The sequence below is a fragment of the Pseudomonas sp. JL27(2026) genome, assembly GCF_056933555.1.
This window is the reverse complement of record NZ_CM167794.1, coordinates 5,560,942-5,578,020: the sequence shown is the minus strand read 5'-3', so window position 1 is coordinate 5,578,020 and position 17,079 is coordinate 5,560,942. Positions and strand designations below refer to the sequence as shown.

Here is a 17,079-nt window from a genome sequence, read left to right as displayed (position 1 = left end):
ATCGTTCTCCTTGAAATAGTGTGGTTTACACCGCGACCTTATGGTCCGCAAGGCCGGGGCTGCTCACGCGGTAAATGCCAATCTCACCTAACAGATTAGGCCATAGCTTACTGGCCCACCCGTGTCGGTGTTGTTGATCGACGGCAAGCCGGTCGATGACCTTGGCTTCACGTTCGCGACACAGCGCCTCAAAGTCTTCGAACGTGCAGAAGTGGATGTTCGGCGTGTTGTACCAGGTGTACGGCAGAAATTCCGACACGGGCATCCGGCCCTTGCTGGCCAGGTACCAGCGGCAGCGCCAGTGGCCGAAATTGGGGAAGGTGATGATGCACTGGCGACCGACGCGTAGCATTTCGTCGAGGAGCTTGTCCGGGTAATGCACGGCTTGCAGGGCCTGGGTCATGACCACGATGTCGAAACTGTTGCTGGCGAAGTTGCCCAGGCCCTTGTCCAGGTCCTGTTCGATGACGTTGATGCCCTTGGCCACGCATTCAGCGATGTTGTCGGCGTCGTTTTCCAGGCCATAGCCGGTGACTTGCTTGTTGTCGCGCAGCCAGGTCAGCAGCTCGCCATCACCGCAACCCAGGTCGAGCACACGGCTACCGGCGGGGATCCATTCCTGGATGATTTCCAGATCAGCTCTCATGGCTTTCTCACAGCGTTATTCGGTTCATGTAATTGCTGAACGCTTGCAGGTAGCGCGGGATCGGAATCAGGAAGGCGTCGTGGCCTTGCGGAGCGTCGATCTCCAGGTAGCAAACGTCCTTGCGGGCCGCCATCAATGCATCTACCAGCTCCCGCGAACGGGCCGGGGAGAAGCGCCAGTCGGTGGTAAAGGACATCACGCAGAACTTGGCCTGGCTGCCGGCGAAGGTTTTCGCCAGGTTATCGTCGAAGTTCGCTGCCGGATCGAAGTAATCCAGCGCTTTGGTCATCAAAAGGTAGGTGTTGGCGTCGAAGCGCCCGGAGAATTCCTCACCCTGATAACGCAGGTAGCTTTCGACCTGGAACTCGACGCTGTGGAAGTCGTAGTTGAGCTTTTCGCTCTTGAGGCCACGGCCGAATTTCTCGCCCATGGAGTCGTCCGAGAGGTAGGTGATGTGCCCGACCATGCGCGCCAGCATCAGCCCGCGCTTGGGGATCACGCCTTGTTCCTGGAACGAGCCGCCATGGAACTCCGGGTCGGTGAGGATCGCCTGGCGGGCCACTTCGTTGAAGGCGATGTTTTGCGCCGACAACTTGGGCGCCGAGGCGATGGCCACGCAGTGACGGATACGCTCGGGGTAGGTGATGCTCCATTGCATCGCCTGCATGCCGCCCAGGCTCCCGCCGATGACGGCGGCCCATTGGCTGATGCCGATGCGGTCCGCCAGGCGTGCCTGGCTGTGGACCCAGTCTTCCACGGTCAGCACCGGGAAATCGGCGCCGAAGGGCTTGCCGGTGTCCGGGTTGATGCTGCTCGGGCCGGTAGAACCGTTACAGCCGCCGAGGTTGTTCAGGCTGACCACGAAGAACTTTCCGGTGTCGATCGGTTTGCCGGGGCCGATGCAGCTGTCCCACCAACCGGGTTTGCTGTCTTCGGTGCTGTGGAAACCGGCGGCGTGGTGATGGCCGGACAAGGCGTGGCAGATCAGTACGGCGTTGCTCGCCGTGGCGTTCAGCGTGCCGTAGGTTTCATAGATCAGGTCGTAGGCTGGCAAGGAGCGGCCGCAGGCCAAAGCCAGGGGTTCGCTGAAGTGCGCCACTTGGGGCGTCACCAGACCAACAGAATCGGCGGGAAAGGCAGTTGGCATCGACCCTGCTCTCGTTGAAATGAGGCGTAAGTCTAAAGACCGCTGTGGTTAGCGGCAAGCAATGGCCGGGCTCATTTCATTCAGTTGGACCGAGGTGCGTTCTTCGCGAGCAAGCCCGCTCCCACATTGGAATGCATTCCCGTGTGGGAGCGGGCTTGCTCGCGAAGAACGATGACGCGCTCAGCCAGGCTGTCGCACTAACTCGGGCAAGTCAGGCAGCTTCTTCGGCGAACAGATCCGCACCCGCTTTTGCCGGTTCAGCTCGCCGCTGATCAGGCTCACCTGGCTTTTGGACACGCCAAATGCCTTGGCCAGAAACGCCATCAGGTAGGCGTTGGCCTTGCCTTCGACCGGCGGGGCGGTGAGGCGGATCTTCAGGCGATCACCGTGCAGCCCGCAGAAATCATCGCTGCGGGCCGCCGGTTGCAGGTGACATTCGAGGATCAGGTCCTCGCCGTCCCAACGGTAATAGCTCATTCACAAAGGCCGGGGTCAGATCAGCAGGCGCAGGATTTCCGGCATCATGCTCATGGCAGCGAGGTTGTTGATCACCAGCATGTCCAGCAGCTTGAGTACCATGAACGCCAGGATCGGCGAGATATCCAGGCCGCCCATGCTTGGCAGGAATTTGCGGAACGGCGCCAGGGCTGGCTCGCAGATCTGGTTTACCAGTTCGGCGCCGGGGTTGTGGCTGCCCGGTGCGACCCACGAGAGAATCACGCTGATGATCAAGGCGAAGAAGAATATCTTCAGGAACAACGCGGTCACGCCGATCAGCGACCAGATCAGCAGTTGCAGCGGGTTGCCGGTGGTGCCGTAAGTCAGCAGCAGGGTCAGGGCCATCAGTGTCAGTTGCACGAGGATCGCCAGCACCAGCGAAGACATGTCCAGCCCGAACATGCTCGGAATGACCCTGCGCAGTGGCTTGAGCAGCGGTTGAGTGGCGCGCACGGCGAATTGGCAGAGCGGGTTGTAGAAGTTGGCGCGTACCAGTTGCAGCACAAAGCGCAGCAGCACGATCAGCAGGTACAGGCTGCCGAGGGTTTGCAGCACGTACACCGCTGCAGTGTTCAATCCAATCATGAATGGCTCCTTATTGACCCAGTTGTTCGGCCATTTCGGCCGAGCGGTGTGCCGCGGCACCCAATGCTTTTTCGACCAGGGCTTCGAACCCCCCAGCCTGGAATGATTTGATCGCCGCTTCCGTGGTGCCAGCAGGCGACGTTACACGGCGGCGCAGTTCAGCGGCGTCGACATCACTGGCGACCGCCATGTGGGCAGCGCCCAGCGCGGTTTGCAGGGTCAGTTGGGCGGCGATGTCGCGCGGCAGGCCGAGTTTTTCGCCCGCCGCCGTCATGGCTTCGATCAGCAGAAAGAAATACGCCGGACCGCTGCCGGACACGGCGGTGACCGCGTCCAGTTGTTGTTCTTCGTTCAGCCACAGGGCAATGCCGACGGCCGACAGCAGCTCTTGTGCTTGCTGGCGTTGCTCGGCGGTGACCAGCGCGGTGGCGAACAAACCGCTCACACCCTGGCGCAGCAAGGCTGGGGTGTTGGGCATGCAGCGCACGACAGGTTGTTCACCGAGCCAGTTGTTCAGGCTGGCGCAGGTAATCCCGGCAGCAATCGACACCACCAGTTGATGGGGTGCAAGGCTTGGGCGCAGGGCTTCACACACGGCTTTCATCGCCTGGGGCTTGACCGCCAGCACCACCACGTCCGCGCCTTGAATGGCTTGGGCGTTGTCGGCGAACACCTCGATGCCGTGTTCGGCGTTCACCCGTGTGCGGGTTTCAGCACCCGGGTCGCTGGCGCGGATCTGCGCGGCGTCCAGACCTTTGGCGCGCAGGCCGCCGATCAGGCTGGCGGCCATGTTGCCGGCACCGATAAAGGCAATACGAGTCTTGCTCATGTCAGGTCCTTATAGAGAGGGGCGTCAGCCATTTATTTAAGGTTGGCCGTAGTCGCGGGCACCGAACAGTGCTGTGCCGATGCGCACCCAGGTGGCGCCCATGGCAATAGCCGACTCGAGGTCATGGCTCATGCCCATGGAAAGTGTGTCGAGCGCCAGGTTCAGGCTGGCTTGCAGTGCCTGCACCGTGCCAAAGGCTGCATCCTGGGCGGCGCGATCTTCCGTTGGTTCAGGGATAGCCATCAACCCGCGCAGTTTCAGGCGCGGCAACGCGCTGATCGCGCTGGCCAGGGCCGGCAGGTCTGCCGGTGTGCACCCGGATTTGCTCGCTTCGCCGCTGACATTGACCTGAATGCAGATGTTCAGTGGCGGCAGGTCCGCCGGGCGTTGTTCGGACAGGCGTTGTGCAATTTTCAAGCGATCCACTGAGTGCACCCAAGCGAAGTTCTCGGCGATAGCGCGCGTCTTGTTCGATTGAATGGGGCCGATGAAGTGCCAACTCAAGGGCAGGTCGGCCAATTCGAGCTGTTTGCCCAAGGCTTCTTGCAGGTAGTTCTCGCCAAAGTCGCGGATGCCAGCGGCGAAGGCTTCGCGCACGGCCGCGGCGGGCTTGGTCTTGCTCACGGCCAGCAGCCGGACGCTGTCTGATTCGCGGTGCGCGGCCTGTTCCGCAGCGCGGATGCGTGCGCTAACCAGAGCTATGTTGTCTGCTATCGTGGACATTCAATCCCGCCTTAAAAAGTGCCTACGCTCGATCATGCTGCGTTAAAAGTCGACTCAGAATGCTCATTGACTAACGTCAACTGCGCGTCTTCGCCAACTTTTGCCTTGCCTGATCATCGCTCGGCGACTTTTCAGGCCGGGATTCTGGCCGCCGGCAGTCTGAGGTTCGCGGCATTCTACTGGAATTGGGGAGCGCTATGGATATCACTGAACTGCTGGCGTTCAGCGCCAAACAAGGGGCGTCGGACCTGCACCTGTCAGCCGGGTTGCCGCCGATGATCCGCGTTGACGGCGATGTGCGGCGGATCAACCTGCCGGCGCTGGACGACAAGCAGGTGCATGAACTGATCTACGCCATCATGAACGACAAGCAGCGGGTGGAGTTCGAACAGTCCCTGGAGCTCGATTTCTCCTTTGAAGTGCCGGGTGTGGCGCGTTTTCGAGTGAACGCCTTCAACCAGAATCGTGGCCCTGGCGCGGCGTTCCGGACCATTCCTTCGAAGGTCCTGAGCATGGATGATCTGGGCATGGGCGATGTGTTTCGCCGTATTACCGAGTCGCCCCGTGGCCTGGTGCTGGTCACCGGTCCGACCGGTTCCGGCAAGTCGACAACCCTGGCGGCGATGATTGATTACCTGAACAACCATCGGCATCACCACATCCTCACCATCGAGGACCCCATCGAGTTCCTTCACGAACCGCGCAAATGCCTGATCAACCAACGCGAGGTTCACCGCGACACCCGCAGTTTTTCCACGGCGCTGCGTTCTGCCCTGCGTGAGGACCCGGACGTGATTCTGGTGGGGGAGATGCGCGACCTGGAAACCATCCGTCTGGCGCTGACCGCAGCCGAGACCGGGCATCTGGTGTTTGGCACCCTGCACACCACGTCGGCGGCGAAAACCATCGACCGGGTGGTGGATGTGTTTCCGGGTGAGGAAAAGTCGATGGTCCGTTCAATGCTGTCAGAGTCGTTGCAGGCGGTGATTTCCCAGACCCTGATCAAGAAGATTGGCGGCGGCCGGGTGGCGGCCCACGAGATCATGCTGGGTACCTCGGCAATCCGTAACCTGATCCGCGAAGACAAAGTGGCGCAGATGTACTCGTCGATTCAGACCGGAGGATCGCTGGGGATGCAGACGCTGGATATGTGTTTGAAGGACCTGGTGACCAAGGGCTTGATCAGTCGCGAGCATGCGCGGGAGAAAGCGCGCACGCCGGATAATTTCTGAAGAGAGATTTGTAGCGATTTCGAAGATGCCTTCGCGAGCAAGCCCGCTCCCACTTTAGTTCGGCTTTGCACCGGGGATTTGTGAAATACCACAAATCCAATGTGGGAGCGGGCTTGCTCGCGAAGAGGCCGTCATGTTCAAAGTAAATTCCGGGTCTGACCCTGGAATTTCAAATCAGCGCTGAACAACCCGCATCTGGTTCGGTTCTTTCGGCAGAACCCGTTTGGCAACCACATAGTGGCTTTCCCAGTACGGTTTCTTGAGCGTATCGATGCTGACGGATTTGCCACGACGCGGTGCATGGATGAAGCGGTCGTTGCCCAGGTAGATGGCAACGTGATTGACCTTGCGACTCTTGATGTTGAAGAAGATCAGGTCGCCCGGCTTCAGGTCCTTGCGCTCGACCTTCTGCCCGTGGCCGCTGGCCATGGCATTCGAGGTGCGCGGCAGGTCGAAGGTCGCGTCATTGAAGGCGTACTTCACCAACCCGCTGCAATCGAAACCCTTGCTTGGGCTGCTGCCGCCCCAACGGTACGGCGTGCCAAGCACGTTGACCGCACGGCTCAGGACATTGCTGCTTTGCTTGGTCGCCATCGGCGGCACCAGCGTGCTGTTGGCCTTGCTCAGGTGAGTCGGGCCTTTTACCGCTTGTTTGTTTTTGCTGGTGACAGCAGAAACATGGGATTTAGGGGTGTAACCATTAACGTTCGGAAGACGTTGCTCACGATTGGTGGCGTGGGCGGCCAGTGGCATTAATAGGCAAATGGTTAGCCATGTCTTGAAAAATGGACGCATTAGGCAAGGCTCTATGTGGGTAAGCGCGCAACTTTATAACAGCTTTTTTGTCCATTCCGAGGCCGTTGGTCGATTCAACCTGGGAGTCAATTTCGTCAAATGCGCGACAAATTGCCCTAATTGTCTGACAGAGGTCAGGCGCTGCAAGGCTTTGACGGGAGTGAAGGTAGCACCTGCCACACGTCGGGCGCCTGTAAAAAAGTCACAAAGAATTCAAGAATATTTATCTATCGTGTGAAATGAGGTCCGTCATGAACACCTATCAACCTCCGGTTTCATACCACGACACCCACAGCAAAGTGATCGGCTACTTGCTGTGGATTTTCGGTTTTATCGGCGCTCACCGCTTTTATTACGGCAAGCCGGTGACCGGGACGATCTGGTTTTTTACCTTTGGCATGCTGGGGGTCGGCTGGCTGATCGACCTGTTCCTGATTCCGTCCATGGACAGTGAAGCCGACCGGCGTTTCACTGCCGGCCCCATCGAGTACAGCGTCGCCTGGATTCTGCTGACGTTTCTCGGGGTGTTCGGCGTGCACCGGATGTATCAGGGGAAGTGGATCAGCGGTTTGCTGTACCTGCTGACCGGCGGATTTTTGCTGGTGGGTGTGCTGTACGACTTCTGGACGTTGAACACCCAGATTTCCGAGCTTAATGCCCAGAGCAGAGGCACCTACCAGTAAGTCATCGCGAGCAGGCTCTCCCACAGGATTGATGCGGTCCGTGTGGGAGCGAGCCTGCTCGCGATGGTGGCGACGCGGTTTAAGCCGGGTGGCTGATCCGTCCGTCCACCAGGGTGTAACGCACCACACCCGGCAGGCTATGGCCGAGGAACGGGCAGTTTTCGCCTTTCGACAACCAGTTTTCGCCGGCCACGGTGGATGCGGCGGGGTCGAACACCACCAGATCCGCCGGGGCACCCACCGCCAGCTTGCCCACTGGCAGGCGCAGGGCGTCAGCCGGGCCGGCACTCAGGCGTGCCAACAGCGTCGGCAGATCGAGTAAACCATCTTCCACCAGCGTCATCGCCAGCGGCAGCAGCAACTCAACACTGCTGATGCCCGGTTCGGTCGCGCCGAACGGCGCCAGTTTGGCGTCGCGTTCGTGGGGCTGGTGATGGCTGGAGATGGCCTGCACCACCCCGGACTTCACGGCGGCACGCAGGCCATCGCGGTCAGCGCGAGTGCGCAGCGGCGGCTGCACGTGATACAGGCTGTTGAAGTCGATCAGCGCCTCGTCGGTGAGGATCAGCTGATACAGCGCCACATCGGCGGTCACCTTCAGGCCACGGGCCTGAGCCTGCGCGATCAGGGCCACGCCGCGTGCACTGGTGAGCTGGCTGAAGTGTGCACGCACGCCGGTTTGCTCGACCAGCAACAGGTCACGGGCCAGGGCCACGGTTTCGGCGGTTTCCGGAATGCCCGGCAAGCCGAGGAAACTCGCGGTCGGGCCTTCGTGTGCCAGGCCACCTTCGGCCAGGTCATGGTCCTGCGAGTGGAAGATCACCGTCAGGTCGAACGTCGCCGCATATTCAAGTGCCCGGCACAGGGTGCGGGTGTTGCGGAAACTCTCCAGGCCGTTGCCAAACGCCACGCAACCGGCGTCGCGCAAGGCAATCAGCTCTGCAAGCTGCTCACCGTCCAGGCCTTTGCTCAGGGCGCCAATCGGGAACACCTTGGCATTGCCGGCTTCGCGGGCGCGGTCGAGGATCAACTCGGCGACGGCCGAGGTGTCGAGCACCGGTTTGGTGCGTGGCGGGCAGCACAGGCTGGTGACGCCACCGGCGGCGGCGGCGCGGGTCTCACTGGCAATCGTGCCTTTGCGGCTGTAACCCGGTTCGCGCAGGGCGACGTTCAGGTCAACGAGGCCGGGGGCGACCACCAGGCCTTTGGCTTCAATAGTGTTGACGGCGACGAAACCGGCTGGAGCCGCGCCAATGGCGACGATCTTGCAGGCTTCGATGTGGATATCGGTGATTTGATCCAGGCCGCTGCTTGGGTCGATGACGCGTGCGCCGAGAATGCTGAGCTTCACTGGGCGTTCTCCTGCTCGAATTGGCGCTGGGCCGTTTGCCCGCTCATGGCCATGGACAACACGGCCATGCGAATGGCGATCCCGTAGGTCACCTGATTGAGAATCACCGAGTGCGGACCGTCGGCCACCGCCGATTCGATCTCCACGCCCCGGTTGATCGGGCCGGGGTGCATGACGATGGCATCCGGCTTGGCACCGGCCAGGCGTGCGGTGGTCAGGCCGAACAGGCGGTAGAACTCGCCTTCGCTCGGCAGCAGGCCGCCGGTCATGCGTTCACGCTGCAAGCGCAGCATGATCACCACGTCGACATCCTTCAGGCCTTCGGTCATGTCGGTGTAGACCTTCACGCCGTACTGTTCGATACCGATCGGCAGCAGGGTTTTCGGGGCGATCACGCGGATGTCCGGGCAGCCGAGGGTTTTCAGCGCGAGCATGTTCGAGCGTGCCACCCGTGAATGCAGGATGTCCCCGACAATGGCCACCGAGAGGTTTTCAAAACTGCCCTTGTGCCGACGGATGGTGAGCATGTCGAGCATGCCCTGGGTCGGGTGGGCGTGACGGCCGTCGCCGCCGTTAATGATCGCCACTTGCGGGCACACATGTTCGGCGATGAAGTGCGCGGCGCCGGAGTCGCCGTGGCGCACGACGAACATGTCGGCGGCCATGGCTTCAAGGTTGCGCAGGGTGTCGAGCAGGGTTTCGCCCTTGCTCGCCGACGAGGTGGACACGTTCAGAGTGATCACGTCCGCCGACAGCCGCTGGGCCGCGAGTTCGAAGGTGGTGCGGGTGCGGGTGGAGTTCTCGAAGAACACGTTGCACACGGTCTTGCCGCGCAGCAGCGGGACTTTCTTGACCGCCCGGGCGCCGACTTCAAGGAACGAGTCGGCGGTGTCGAGGATTTCCGTCAGCAGCTCGCGGCGCAAACCGTCGAGCGAGAGGAAGTGGCGCAGTTGGCCCTGGTCGTTGAGCTGCAGCGGGCGCTTGGTTTCTAGAGGCGTCATCGCAATGGACTCTTTAAAAGGGCGAGTTAAATGGCGAGGTCTTGAAGTTCGAGTTGCAGCGGGTCGGGGCCGGTCAACTTGACCCGTTCGTGGGCGGCCAGTGACAGGGTCGCGCCGACCACGTTCGGGCGGATCGGCAGCTCGCCGGCGTCCAGGTCCAGCAGGCAAACCAGGGTGACGCTGGCCGGACGGCCGTAATCGAAGAGTTCATTCATGGCGGCGCGGATGGTCCGGCCGCTCATCAGTACGTCGTCGATCAGCACCAGGTGCTGGCCTTCGATTTCGAACGGCAGCGCCGAGGGACGTACTTGCGGGTGCAGGCCGTTCTGGCTGAAGTCGTCGCGGTAGAAGGAAACATCCAGCGTGCCCAGCGGCGAATCGCTGCCCAGCTCCTGGAGCAAGGCCTGAGCGACCCACACGCCACCGGTGCGAATGCCGATGTAACGCGGTTCGCTGATGTTACGTTTGGCCAGATAGGCATCAAGCCGGATAGCCATCTGGCTGATCAGCTCGGCGGGATTGGGCAGGCTCATGGTTGCTCCTTCGTGGGCCCGAGCCGATGCGTGCACAGTGCGGCGCGGGGTGTCGCTAAGTAGAGCCGCGGTCACGGCTCTTCAGGATTCGGTGTTCAGGACTCGAACAACGCGCCGTTTTCATCGAGCCAGCCTTGCAGCAGCAGGGCGGCGGCGATGGCGTCGACCGGGTTGTCGCGATAAGTGCCTTTCTGCCCGCCCTGTGCCCGCCGTTCGCCTTTGGCCTCGAAGGTGGTCAGGCGTTCATCGTGGGTATAGAAGGGCAGGTTGTAGCGGCCATTCAGGCGGCGGGCGAACTTCTCGGCCCGCAAGCACATGTCACTCGGCGTGCCGTCCATGTTCAGCGGCAGGCCGACCACCACGGCGTCGGGTTTCCATTCCTTGATCAGGGCTTCGACCTGATTCCAGTCGGGAATGCCGTTTTGGGCTTTCAACGTGCACAGCTCGCGGGCCTGGCCGGTAATCACCTGGCCGACGGCGACGCCAATCTGTTTGGTGCCGTAGTCAAAACCCAGTATCAGACGCAGGGCCATCAGGCGTGCCCCGCTTGGCTGGTGAGCAGGCTGAGGTTGACGCCCAGATGCCTGGCCGCGGCGTCGAGGCGCAGTTCGCTGCTGGTATTGAACAGGATGTCGGCTTCGAACGGGCAAGTCAGCCAGGCATTGTCGGCCAGTTCGGCTTCCAGTTGCCCGGCTTCCCAACCGGCATAGCCGAGGGCGATCAGGCTTTTAGCCGGGCCCACGCCGTCAGCGATGGCGAACAGCACGTCCTGAGAGGTGGACAGGGCGAGGCCGTCGAGTTCGACGGTTGCCTGGTACTTCGGCCCGATGGGGTGCAACACAAAACCGCGATCGGTCTGCACCGGGCCGCCGGTAAAGATCGGCACGTGCTGGCAGAGTACTGGCGGCTCGATGTCGGGGCGCAATTGTTCAAGAATGTCCGCCAGGCTCAGGTCTTGCGGGCGGTTGATTACCAGCCCCATAGCCCCATTGGCGGTGTGCTCGACGATGTAGGTCAAGGTGTGAGCAAAGTTCGGGTCGGCCATGTGCGGCATGGCGATCAGGAAGTGATGCTTGAGGTAGCTGGGGCTGACGTTCTTCATGTGCGCTAGTGTGGCGTTGGAGGGGCAAACTGACAAGCTGGGGATGCCGCAATTTGGCAGTCTACAGCGATCAAATGTGGGAGCGGGCTTGCTCGCGAAGACGTCGTGTCAGTCGACATCAATGTTGAATGACCGACCGCATTCGCGAGCAAGCCCGCTCCCACAAGGGATTTGCGCTGGTCAGTTGCTGGAGAGCTTGTCCCCGCGCGCAAACTTCCAGGTGCGGATGATTTCCAGTCGATCGATATCCGACAGATCGCCGGTAAACGGGGCGAATGGCGCTGCCAGTCGCACGATCCGTTGTGCGGCCTGATCCAGCAGCGGCTGGCCGGAGGACTCCAGCACCAGCACTTCATAGAGCGAACCGTCGCGGTTGATCGAGACCATCAGGCGCAAATTGCCGTAGATCTGCTTGCGCCGGGCTTCGTCCGGGTAGTTCAGGTTGCCGATGCGCTCGACCTTCTTGCGCCACTCGTCTTTGTACCAGGCACCTTTGTCGCGCATGGTCGACGCCGCGCTCAGGCGATGGATGCGCGGGCGCTTGGCGTATAGCTGTTGTTCGTGGGCCAGTTCGGCTTCCAGGCTGGCGATGTCGCTGGACAGCTGCGAGCTGTCGAACGTCGGTGTCGCGGCCTTGGGCGTCGGCTCTGCCTTGACCTCTTCTTTCTTGGTCGCGGCTTTCTTTGGCGCGGGGGCGACAGTGGTCACTGCCGCTTTCGGCGCGGCTTCCGGCACCTGGGGTTTGACCGAGGGTGGAGGCGTGACTTTCTGGACCTTGTTGTCCTGGAACGGCGCGATCTCGGTGGTCTTGGGAATCGCTTTTTTATCCAGGGTGCCGCTGCCTTGCTGGTTTTCCTGGGCGAGGAAATCGGCTTTTTTAGGCTTGGTTTCGCTTTTGAACGTGGCGAGGGTGATTTCCAGGGTTTTGCTGATCTGCTTGGGTTCGACAAGGGAGAACCCGACGCCCAACAGCAAGGCCAAGTGAATCAGCGCTGCAAGAAACAGGGTAAAACCGAGGCGATCGGCCGGGCGCACGCCACTGTGGGCGAGTTCGGGGGGCAGATCGGAAGGGAGTGTCATCAGCGGTTCGACATCACAAGAGGCATCACAAAAACCAACATCACGCGTTTCACAGGCGGCGCATGATAACGCAATGTTGGTTCCTGCTTGTTTGTTCTACATCACTTGGCTTTAAGCTTCTGATCGATGGCAGCCATCAGCATTTCGCCGATGTTCGTGCCAAAAGCGTTGTCGATCTCGCGAATACAGGTCGGGCTGGTGACGTTGATTTCCGTCAGGTGCTCGCCGATCACGTCGAGGCCGACGAACAGCAGGCCCTTTTCACGCAACGTCGGGCCGACCTGTGCAGCGATCCAGCGGTCCTTGTCAGTCAGCGGGCGGGCTTCGCCACGACCACCCGCGGCCAGGTTGCCACGGGTTTCGCCAGCGGCCGGAATCCGCGCCAGGCAGTAATCCACCGGTTCGCCGTCGATCATCAGGATGCGCTTGTCGCCGTCCTTGATTGCCGGCAGGTAAGCCTGGGCCATGATCTGCTGGGCACCCAACGCTGTCAGGGTTTCCAGGATCACCGACAGGTTCGGATCGCCCGCGCGGTGACGGAAGATCGAAGTGCCGCCCATACCGTCCAGCGGCTTGAGGATCACGTCGCCGTGTTTGGCGGCGAACTCGCGCAGCACGTCGGCACGGCGGCTGACCACGGTCGGCGGCGTGCACTGCGGGAACAGCGTGGCGAACAGCTTTTCATTGCAGTCGCGCAGGCTTTGCGGCTTGTTGACCACCAGCACGCCCGCGCGCTCGGCTTGCTCCAGCAGGTACGTGGAGTAGACGAATTCCATGTCGAACGGCGGGTCCTTGCGCATCAGGATCACGTCCAGATCGCTCAGCAGCGCGTCGGTTTCGGCTTCCAGCTCAAACCATTTTTCCGGGTTGGCGAACACCTTCAATGGGCGCATGCGTGCCCGGGCTTCACCTTCGCTTTGGTACAGGTCGCGCTGTTCCATATAGAACAGCGTCCAGCCGCGTGCCTGGGCGGCCAGCAGCATGGCCAGCGAACTGTCCTTTTTATAGGCAATGCTGGCGATAGGGTCCATGACAATCCCGACGCGAACGCTCATGGGTGTTTCCTCGAAAATGGGCTGGCCCGACTCTGGATAAAAAGCAGGGCAAAAAATGACGTGAAAAAGTGGCGTCAGAGTGGCGCCCAGTGTGTTCCCGGTCAAGGAAAAACCACCTCGCCGGTTGCTCGATAGATTGCCGCCAGCGACTGTGCTAAAAAGGCTGCCATGCTACGTAGAAGCCTTGAACATCAAGGGCTTCACGCATTGAAAACCCGTGCATCGACAAAATCGAATCCTAGTGGCGATGGTAGAGCAGATATGGAACAGCATTCCAACGCCTTGAAGGTCATGGTCATCGACGATTCGAAAACCATACGCCGCACGGCCGAAACGTTGTTGCGCAACGTCGGCTGCGAGGTGATTACGGCGGTCGATGGTTTCGATGCCCTGGCCAAGATTGCCGATCATCATCCGGGGATCATTTTTGTCGACATCATGATGCCGCGTCTGGATGGTTATCAGACCTGCGCTTTAATCAAGAACAACAGTGCGTTCAAGTCCACGCCAGTGATTATGCTGTCGTCCAAGGACGGCCTGTTCGACAAGGCCAAGGGGCGCATCGTCGGTTCCGACCAGTTCTTGACCAAGCCTTTCAGCAAGGAAGAACTGCTGGGTGCGATCCAGGCCCATGTCCCGGGTTTTGCCGCCGTTTCGCCGCAGTAGGACACGCACAGCGACACCCGGCCAACGGGCCAGGCGTCTATATGAATGGGGAAGACCATGGCACGTATTCTGATCGTCGATGATTCGCCGACTGAAATGTACAAACTGACCGGCATGCTCGAAAAGCACGGCCATGAAGTGTTGAAAGCCGAAAACGGCGCTGATGGCGTGGCCCTGGCCCGCCAGGAAAAGCCCGACGCCGTGCTGATGGATATTGTCATGCCGGGCCTCAACGGTTTTCAGGCGACCCGCCAGTTGACCAAGGACCCGGACACCGGCCACATTCCGGTGATCATCATTACCACCAAGGATCAGGAGACCGACAAGGTCTGGGGCACCCGCCAGGGCGCCAGGGATTACCTGACCAAACCGGTGGATGAAGAAACACTGATCAAAACCCTGAACGCCGTTCTGGCCGGCTGAGCCGTTGGCCATGGCCGAGTCGCTGACGGCGTTCGAACTGTTGTTGCAGATCGATGCGCGCTGCCGCTTGCTGGCGGCTGATTTGCCGTCCCAGCACACCCGCCAGCACGGCTGGAGCGGGATCGGTTTTCGCATTGGCGAGCGCTGGTACGTGGCGCCGATGGGGGAGGTCAGCGAAGTGCTGCACGAGCCCCGTTTCACTCAGTTGCCCGGCGTCAAGCCATGGGTTCGCGGTGTGGCTAACCTGCGGGGGCGGCTGCTGCCGGTCATGGACCTGTGCGGTTTTTTCGGTGTCGAGCTGTCGACGGTGCGCAAGCAGCGGCGGGTGCTGGTGGTCGAGCATAACGAAGTGTTTGCCGGGTTGATGGTCGATGAGGTGCTGGGTATGCAGCACTTTGACCAGAGCAGTTTCAGGCCTGATGTGGCGGACACGGCGCAAGGTCCGATGGCGGCGTTTATCAAGGGGCGGTTCGAGCGCGAGCAATGCTGGCAGGTGTTCAGCCCGTTTGCCCTGGCGCAATCACAGAGCTTCATGAACGTAGCCCTGTAACTGCAGACTTTTGTGGGAGCAGGCTTTTGTGGCGAGGGAGCTTGCTCCATCGCCACAGGTACTTTGGTGAGTTCTAAAGGGTGTTGGTTAACAGGCGAGGATTGATGACAAAAGCAAAAGCAGGCAAGCCAACGGAAGGGTCGCGCAGCCGGTCGCAGATCATCGTGCTGTTCATCGCACTGATCATTTTCATCGTGTTGCTGTTCGCCAACTTCGCCTACCTCAACACCCAGGCTACCTACGACAAACAGTACATCGGCCACGCCGGTGAGCTGCGCGTGCTGTCCCAGCGCATCGCCAAGAACGCCACCGAAGCGGCGGCCGGCAAGGCTGCGGCGTTCAAGCTGCTGAGCGATGCACGCAACGACTTTGCCCAGCGCTGGAGCTTTCTGAAGAAAGGCGACCCGACCACCGGCCTGCCGCCCGCGCCGTCGACCGTGCGCCCGGAAATGCGCGCCGTGCAGCTGGACTGGGAGCGCCTGCTGAAGAACACCGACGCGATCCTCTCCAGCGAACAGACTGTGTTGTCCTTGCATCAAGTTGCCGCGACTCTGGCCGAAACCGTGCCGCAGTTGCAGGTCGAGTCCGAAAAAGTCGTCGACATCCTGCTCCAGCGCGGCGCCCCCGCCACGCAGGTCGCCGTGGCCCAGCGTCAGTCGTTGCTGGCCGAACGGATTCTCGGCGCGGTCAACACCGTGCTGGCCGGAGACGAAAACGCCCAGCAGGCAGCCGACGCCTTCGGCCGTGATGCCGCGCGTTTCGGCCAGGTGCTCACGGGCATGCTCCAGGGCAACCCGGCGCTGAAGATCAGCCAGGTAGAAGACCGCGATGCCCGCGCCCGCCTGACCGAGATTGCCGAGCTGTTCGAGTTCGTCTCCGGCTCCGTGGATGAAATTCTCGAAACCTCCCCCGAACTGTTCAAGGTGCGCGAGTCGGCGAGCAATATTTTCAGCTTGTCCCAGACCTTGCTCGATGAAGCGTCGCACCTGGCCAGCAGCTTTGAAAACCTGGTGGGTGGGCGCACCACCGACACCATCGGCGGTTACGTGCTGGGCTTGCTGGCGCTGGCCTCGATCATCCTGATCGGCTTGGTGATGGTCCGTGAGACCAACCGCCAGTTGCAGGAAACCGCCGAGAAGAACGAGCGCAATCAGAACGCGATCATGCGCCTGCTCGATGAAATCGCAGACCTGGCCGACGGTGATCTCACGGTGACGGCTTCGGTGACCGAAGACTTTACCGGGACCATCGCCGACTCGATCAACTATTCGGTCGACCAGTTGCGCGACCTGGTGGCGACCATCAACCTTACGGCCGGTCAGGTCGCGGCGGCCGTGCAGGAAACCCAGGCCACGGCCATGCACCTAGCCCAGGCGTCCGAGCATCAGGCCCAGCAGATTTGCGAAGCATCGGCTTCGATCAACGAAATGGCCCAGTCCATCGACCAGGTGTCGGCCAACGCTGCCGAGTCCTCGGCGGTGGCCGAGCGCTCGGTGGAAATCGCCAACAAGGGCAACGAGGTGGTGCACAACACCATCCACGGCATGGACAACATTCGCGAGCAGATCCAGGACACCGCCAAGCGTATCAAGCGTTTGGGCGAGTCTTCGCAGGAGATCGGCGATATCGTCAGTCTGATCGATGACATTGCCGACCAGACCAACATCCTGGCCCTCAACGCGGCGATTCAGGCTTCCATGGCGGGCGACGCCGGGCGCGGTTTTGCGGTGGTGGCCGATGAAGTGCAGCGTCTGGCCGAGCGCTCGTCGGCGGCGACCCGACAGATCGAAACCCTGGTGCGGGCGATCCAGACGGACACCAACGAAGCGGTGATTTCCATGGAACAGACCACCACTGAGGTGGTGCGCGGTGCGCGGCTGGCGCAGGATGCCGGAGTGGCTCTGGAGGAAATCGAGGGCGTGTCGAAAACCCTCGCGGCGCTGATCCAGAGTATTTCCAATGCGGCGCAGCAACAGACGTCGTCGGCGGGTCAGATTTCCTTGACGATGAACGTGATCCAGCAGATCACCACGCAGACCTCGTCGGGCTCGACCGCCACCGCCGAGAGCATCGGCAACCTGGCGAAGATGGCCAGCCAGTTGCGCCGTTCGGTATCGGGTTTCACCTTGCCGACGGCCCCTGCGCGAGACGCCGGTCAGGCCTGATCCCTGAACGCGGTG

The 17,079-nt window shown here is 61.1% G+C and carries 20 protein-coding genes; 6 read left to right on the top strand and 14 right to left on the bottom strand.

The features are described from left to right. Positions 1-25: 25 nt before the first annotated feature. The 6 genes from metW to AC1Z1G_RS25530 all read right to left on the bottom strand — a co-directional run bounded on the left by metW (position 26) and on the right by AC1Z1G_RS25530 (position 4,428). Positions 26-646 carry a methionine biosynthesis protein MetW gene (metW, locus tag AC1Z1G_RS25555; RefSeq protein WP_347902519.1) on the bottom strand — a complete coding sequence of 207 codons (621 nt, stop codon included), beginning with the start codon at positions 644-646 and terminating at the stop codon, positions 26-28. A gap of 7 nt (positions 647-653) precedes the next feature. Next, positions 654-1,793: a homoserine O-succinyltransferase MetX gene (metX, locus tag AC1Z1G_RS25550; RefSeq protein ID WP_483623209.1), complete on the bottom strand. Its 1,140-nt coding sequence runs from the start codon at positions 1,791-1,793 to the stop codon at positions 654-656. Positions 1,794-1,973: 180 nt separating this feature from the next. Further along, complete coding sequence (locus AC1Z1G_RS25545; RefSeq protein WP_483623207.1) at positions 1,974-2,270, bottom strand: DUF167 domain-containing protein; 297 nt, start codon at positions 2,268-2,270, stop codon at positions 1,974-1,976. A 15-nt stretch (positions 2,271-2,285) separates the two neighbouring features. After that, complete coding sequence (locus AC1Z1G_RS25540) at positions 2,286-2,876, bottom strand: YggT family protein (RefSeq protein ID WP_483623205.1); 591 nt, start codon at positions 2,874-2,876, stop codon at positions 2,286-2,288. 10 nt (positions 2,877-2,886) lie between these two features. Continuing rightward, positions 2,887-3,705, bottom strand: a complete 819-nt coding sequence (gene proC / locus AC1Z1G_RS25535; RefSeq protein ID WP_483623203.1) for a pyrroline-5-carboxylate reductase — start codon at positions 3,703-3,705, stop codon at positions 2,887-2,889. 36 nt (positions 3,706-3,741) lie between these two features. Beyond that, complete coding sequence (locus tag AC1Z1G_RS25530; protein WP_483623201.1) at positions 3,742-4,428, bottom strand: YggS family pyridoxal phosphate-dependent enzyme; 687 nt, start codon at positions 4,426-4,428, stop codon at positions 3,742-3,744. Positions 4,429-4,625: 197 nt separating this feature from the next. Here AC1Z1G_RS25530 and AC1Z1G_RS25525 point away from each other — a divergent pair, with 197 nt between their 5' ends. Beyond that, positions 4,626-5,660 (top strand): type IV pilus twitching motility protein PilT, encoded by a 1,035-nt coding sequence (locus AC1Z1G_RS25525; RefSeq protein ID WP_483623199.1) that lies wholly within the window; start codon positions 4,626-4,628, stop codon positions 5,658-5,660. 174 nt (positions 5,661-5,834) lie between these two features. Here the strand turns inward: AC1Z1G_RS25525 and AC1Z1G_RS25520 are convergent, their stop codons facing one another. Further along, positions 5,835-6,455: a C40 family peptidase gene (locus AC1Z1G_RS25520; RefSeq protein WP_483623197.1), complete on the bottom strand. Its 621-nt coding sequence runs from the start codon at positions 6,453-6,455 to the stop codon at positions 5,835-5,837. Positions 6,456-6,706: 251 nt separating this feature from the next. Here AC1Z1G_RS25520 and AC1Z1G_RS25515 point away from each other — a divergent pair, with 251 nt between their 5' ends. Continuing rightward, the gene (locus AC1Z1G_RS25515) at positions 6,707-7,138 is read left to right on the top strand and encodes an NINE protein (RefSeq protein ID WP_483623195.1); all 432 of its coding nucleotides are present in this window, start codon (positions 6,707-6,709) and stop codon (positions 7,136-7,138) included. A 79-nt stretch (positions 7,139-7,217) separates the two neighbouring features. Here AC1Z1G_RS25515 and AC1Z1G_RS25510 read toward each other — a convergent pair whose 3' ends face one another. The 7 genes from AC1Z1G_RS25510 to gshB all read right to left on the bottom strand — a co-directional run bounded on the left by AC1Z1G_RS25510 (position 7,218) and on the right by gshB (position 13,260). Then, a complete protein-coding gene (locus AC1Z1G_RS25510) occupies positions 7,218-8,489 on the bottom strand; it encodes a dihydroorotase (protein WP_483623193.1) in 1,272 nt (423 codons plus the stop codon). Beyond that, on the bottom strand, positions 8,486-9,490 hold the full coding sequence (locus tag AC1Z1G_RS25505) for an aspartate carbamoyltransferase catalytic subunit (RefSeq protein WP_103395764.1): 1,005 nt from the start codon (positions 9,488-9,490) through the stop codon (positions 8,486-8,488). Before AC1Z1G_RS25505 ends, AC1Z1G_RS25510 begins: the two co-directional genes overlap by 4 nt. Before the next feature lie 26 nt (positions 9,491-9,516). Further along, positions 9,517-10,023, bottom strand: coding sequence for a bifunctional pyr operon transcriptional regulator/uracil phosphoribosyltransferase PyrR (gene pyrR / locus AC1Z1G_RS25500; protein WP_483623191.1), 507 nt, complete (start codon positions 10,021-10,023; stop codon positions 9,517-9,519). A 95-nt stretch (positions 10,024-10,118) separates the two neighbouring features. Further along, positions 10,119-10,556: a Holliday junction resolvase RuvX gene (gene ruvX, locus AC1Z1G_RS25495; RefSeq protein ID WP_483623189.1), complete on the bottom strand. Its 438-nt coding sequence runs from the start codon at positions 10,554-10,556 to the stop codon at positions 10,119-10,121. Continuing rightward, entirely contained in the window at positions 10,556-11,125 is a 570-nt protein-coding gene (locus tag AC1Z1G_RS25490) for a YqgE/AlgH family protein (RefSeq protein WP_483623187.1), read from the bottom strand. Before AC1Z1G_RS25490 ends, ruvX begins: the two co-directional genes overlap by 1 nt. A gap of 180 nt (positions 11,126-11,305) precedes the next feature. After that, positions 11,306-12,205 carry a TonB family protein gene (locus AC1Z1G_RS25485; protein ID WP_483623186.1) on the bottom strand — a complete coding sequence of 300 codons (900 nt, stop codon included), beginning with the start codon at positions 12,203-12,205 and terminating at the stop codon, positions 11,306-11,308. A gap of 101 nt (positions 12,206-12,306) precedes the next feature. After that, a complete protein-coding gene (gene gshB, locus AC1Z1G_RS25480) occupies positions 12,307-13,260 on the bottom strand; it encodes a glutathione synthase (protein ID WP_483623184.1) in 954 nt (317 codons plus the stop codon). 261 nt (positions 13,261-13,521) lie between these two features. Here gshB and pilG point away from each other — a divergent pair, with 261 nt between their 5' ends. The 4 genes from pilG (at position 13,522) to AC1Z1G_RS25460 (ending at position 17,064) form a co-directional block, all read left to right on the top strand. After that, positions 13,522-13,926, top strand: a complete 405-nt coding sequence (gene pilG, locus AC1Z1G_RS25475) for a twitching motility response regulator PilG (protein WP_483623183.1) — start codon at positions 13,522-13,524, stop codon at positions 13,924-13,926. Positions 13,927-13,983: 57 nt separating this feature from the next. Next, a complete protein-coding gene (gene pilH, locus AC1Z1G_RS25470; RefSeq protein WP_483623181.1) occupies positions 13,984-14,349 on the top strand; it encodes a twitching motility response regulator PilH in 366 nt (121 codons plus the stop codon). 10 nt (positions 14,350-14,359) lie between these two features. Then, positions 14,360-14,899, top strand: coding sequence for a chemotaxis protein CheW (locus tag AC1Z1G_RS25465; RefSeq protein WP_483623180.1), 540 nt, complete (start codon positions 14,360-14,362; stop codon positions 14,897-14,899). Positions 14,900-15,003: 104 nt separating this feature from the next. After that, on the top strand, positions 15,004-17,064 hold the full coding sequence (locus AC1Z1G_RS25460; protein WP_483623178.1) for a methyl-accepting chemotaxis protein: 2,061 nt from the start codon (positions 15,004-15,006) through the stop codon (positions 17,062-17,064). Positions 17,065-17,079: the final 15 nt, after the last annotated feature.

Bases quoted from the DNA above. Each gene is read 5' to 3' on its own strand.
- metW (WP_347902519.1), bottom strand. From the start codon at position 646: ATGAGAGCTGATCTGGAAATCATCCAGGAATGGATCCCCGCCGGTAGC.
- metX (WP_483623209.1), bottom strand. From the start codon at position 1,793: ATGCCAACTGCCTTTCCCGCCGATTCTGTTGGTCTGGTGACGCCCCAA.
- AC1Z1G_RS25545 (WP_483623207.1), bottom strand. From the start codon at position 2,270: ATGAGCTATTACCGTTGGGACGGCGAGGACCTGATCCTCGAATGTCAC.
- AC1Z1G_RS25540 (WP_483623205.1), bottom strand. From the start codon at position 2,876: ATGATTGGATTGAACACTGCAGCGGTGTACGTGCTGCAAACCCTCGGC.
- proC (WP_483623203.1), bottom strand. From the start codon at position 3,705: ATGAGCAAGACTCGTATTGCCTTTATCGGTGCCGGCAACATGGCCGCC.
- AC1Z1G_RS25530 (WP_483623201.1), bottom strand. From the start codon at position 4,428: ATGTCCACGATAGCAGACAACATAGCTCTGGTTAGCGCACGCATCCGC.
- AC1Z1G_RS25525 (WP_483623199.1), top strand. From the start codon at position 4,626: ATGGATATCACTGAACTGCTGGCGTTCAGCGCCAAACAAGGGGCGTCG.
- AC1Z1G_RS25520 (WP_483623197.1), bottom strand. From the start codon at position 6,455: ATGCGTCCATTTTTCAAGACATGGCTAACCATTTGCCTATTAATGCCA.
- AC1Z1G_RS25515 (WP_483623195.1), top strand. From the start codon at position 6,707: ATGAACACCTATCAACCTCCGGTTTCATACCACGACACCCACAGCAAA.
- AC1Z1G_RS25505 (WP_103395764.1), bottom strand. From the start codon at position 9,490: ATGACGCCTCTAGAAACCAAGCGCCCGCTGCAGCTCAACGACCAGGGC.
- pyrR (WP_483623191.1), bottom strand. From the start codon at position 10,023: ATGAGCCTGCCCAATCCCGCCGAGCTGATCAGCCAGATGGCTATCCGG.
- ruvX (WP_483623189.1), bottom strand. From the start codon at position 10,556: ATGGCCCTGCGTCTGATACTGGGTTTTGACTACGGCACCAAACAGATT.
- AC1Z1G_RS25490 (WP_483623187.1), bottom strand. From the start codon at position 11,125: ATGAAGAACGTCAGCCCCAGCTACCTCAAGCATCACTTCCTGATCGCC.
- AC1Z1G_RS25485 (WP_483623186.1), bottom strand. From the start codon at position 12,205: ATGACACTCCCTTCCGATCTGCCCCCCGAACTCGCCCACAGTGGCGTG.
- gshB (WP_483623184.1), bottom strand. From the start codon at position 13,260: ATGAGCGTTCGCGTCGGGATTGTCATGGACCCTATCGCCAGCATTGCC.
- pilG (WP_483623183.1), top strand. From the start codon at position 13,522: ATGGAACAGCATTCCAACGCCTTGAAGGTCATGGTCATCGACGATTCG.
- pilH (WP_483623181.1), top strand. From the start codon at position 13,984: ATGGCACGTATTCTGATCGTCGATGATTCGCCGACTGAAATGTACAAA.
- AC1Z1G_RS25465 (WP_483623180.1), top strand. From the start codon at position 14,360: ATGGCCGAGTCGCTGACGGCGTTCGAACTGTTGTTGCAGATCGATGCG.
- AC1Z1G_RS25460 (WP_483623178.1), top strand. From the start codon at position 15,004: ATGACAAAAGCAAAAGCAGGCAAGCCAACGGAAGGGTCGCGCAGCCGG.